This is a genomic window from Mycobacterium sp. (assembly GCF_019243155.1).
In the GTDB taxonomy this organism is placed as follows: Bacteria; Actinomycetota; Actinomycetes; order Mycobacteriales; family Mycobacteriaceae; genus Mycobacterium.
Genome location: NZ_JAFAUS010000262.1, coordinates 1 through 2,519, shown reverse-complemented (window position 1 = coordinate 2,519; position 2,519 = coordinate 1). Strand labels below are relative to the sequence as shown.

The 2,519-nt window shown below is 66.7% G+C and carries 1 pseudogene; it reads right to left on the bottom strand.

Annotated elements, in window-relative coordinates:
- Window positions 1–2,519 (bottom strand): annotated as a pseudogene (locus tag JOZ00_RS12890) (amino acid adenylation domain-containing protein); the annotation flags it as partial.

The window sequence follows — 2,519 nt, the reverse complement described above, 5'->3', positions numbered from 1 at the left end:
CGTCATCGGCAACGACTCCACGACGACGATCGCCGCGGGCACCATGAACGCCGGCAGCCGATCCGCCAACAGGGTACGCAGATTGGCCGGGTCCGCCGTGCCGGTGATGTAGCCGACGAGGCGCTTGTCGCCGGGGCGGTCCTCGCGGGCGATCACCGCCGCGGTCTCAACCCCTTCCAAAGCCATTAACGCGGAATGGATTTCACCCAATTCGATACGGTGCCACGAATCTTGACCTGATCATCGGCACGGCCCAGATACTGCAACTGTCCATCGACATCCCAATACACCAAGTCTCCGGTGCGATACATCCGGGACCCGGGTGTTTGGGCGTTGCCGAACGGGCAGGCGATGAACCGCGATGCGGTCAATCCGGCCCGGCCCAGATAGCCGGCCGCCACGCCGCGACCGGCGACGTAAAGTTCACCGACCACCCCTTGCGGCACTTGCTGTAGCCAGTTGTCGAGCACGAAGAGTGCCGCCCCCGGAACGGGGGACCCGATGGGCACGGCGGCGGGTCCCGGTGTGAGCGGCGCACTGGTCGTCGCGTACACCGTGGTCTCGGTGGGACCGTAGGCGTTGATCATCACCCGCCCGGGCGCCCAGCGCTCCACCACCTCGGCCGGGCAGGCCTCGGCGGCAACCACCAAGGACGTCGATTCCAGCCCCTTCGGCGACAACATGCTTACCGCGGTTGGGGTTTGGCTGAGCACGCTGACCCGCTCGGCCACCAGCAGCGCCTGCAAGTCCTCGGGTGAGGCCGTTACCGTCTCCGGCACCACGACCAGCCGGGCACCGTGCAGCAGGGCGCCCCAGATCTCCCACACCGAATAGTCGAAGGCGTAGGAATGGCACTGCGACCACACCTGATCCGAGTCCAGCTCGAGGCCGCCGCCCCAGGCATCGAACAACCGCGTCACGTTGTGGTGGCTGACCGCAACGCCTTTCGGAGTTCCCGTGGTGCCCGAGGTGTAAATGATGTGGGCGATCTGGTCCGCATCCGGTGGCGGCAACTGCGCATGGGGTCGACTCGCGATCACCGGGTCGGCAACGTCGATGACGGTCCCGCCGAACCCGTTCAGTCGCGCGCGCACATTCTCATTGGTGATCACCGCGGTGGGCGCGGCGTCGGTGAGCATGAAGCCGATGCGCGCAGTGGGCACCGCCGGATCGATCGGCAGGTAGGCTGCTCCGGTCTTCAGGACGGCCAGGATCGCGACGACCGCCTCGGCGGACCGCTCCATCAGCAGGCCCGCACATTGCCCAGGTCCTACCCCCTGCTCAATAAGGAAATGCGCCAACCGGTTTGATTCGCAATCCAATTGCGCATACGTCAGCGATTCGTCGCCACAGGTCAGCGCCACCGCCTCCGGGGCCCGGGCCACCTGATCGGCGAACACCGCCGGAATCGATTCCGGCGCAACCGCCGGGTCGGCGAGCACCGCGCGGTTACCCATCTCATCCAGACGCGCATATTCATCGGCGTCCAGCACATTGATGGACGAAAGGCGTTGTGTCGCATCCGCGGTGATCGCGGTCAGTATTCGTTGCAGTCGGGTGATCAACGTTTGAACGCTGCCGATGTCGTAGACGTCGGTGCGAAATTCCACCAGCCCGCCGATCCCGGCGGGTGCACCGGTGTCGGTCCAGCGTTCGGTCAGGGAGAAGGTCAAGTCCACCCGGGCGGTGTGGGTGTCGACCGACATGGGACTGATCTGCAGATCGCCCATCTCGACGTCGTCGGCGGCGTTGTTGTTCTGCCAGGCCAGCATGACCTGGACGAGCGGATGGTGCGTCAGCGACCGGGTGGGATTGAGGCGGTCGACGAGGATTTCGAAGGGAACGTCTTGGTGGTCGTAGGCGGCCAGGCTGCGCTGGCGGACCTGGGCCAGCAGGTCGGCGATGGTGGGGTCACCGGCCAGGTCCACCCGTAGCACCAGGGTGTTGACGAAGAATCCGATCAGTTGGTCCAGGGCGGGGTCGCGACGGCCGGCGATCGGGAAGCCCACGGCCACATCGGAACTCGCGCTGAGCTTGGCCAGCAACACGCTCAGGGCAGCTTGCACGACCATGAAGTCGGTCGCGTTGTGCTCGCGGGCCAGGTCGGTGATGTGCTGTTGCAGTTCGACGGGCCAGTCGATGTCGAGGGTGGCCCCGCGCAGGTCGGCGACCGCGGGGTAGGGGCGGTCGGTGGGCAGTTGCAGCCGGTCGGGCAGTCCGGCCAACGCCTGCTCCCAGTAGGCCAGCTGTCCGGCCAGCGGGCTGTCGGGGTCGTTGAGGTCGCCGAATTGGTCACGCTGCCACAGGGTGTAGTCGGCGTATTGCACGGCCAGCGGCGTCCAGCCCGGAGCCTGCCCGGCTACCCGCGCGGCGTAGGCGGTCGCCAGGTCGCCGACCAGTGGGGCTATCGACCAGCCGTCGGCGGCGATGTGGTGGATGGCGGCGGCCAGCACGTGCTCGTCGTCGCCGACGCGGAACAGCTGTGCCCGCAACGGGATTTCGGTTGCCAACTCGAAGCT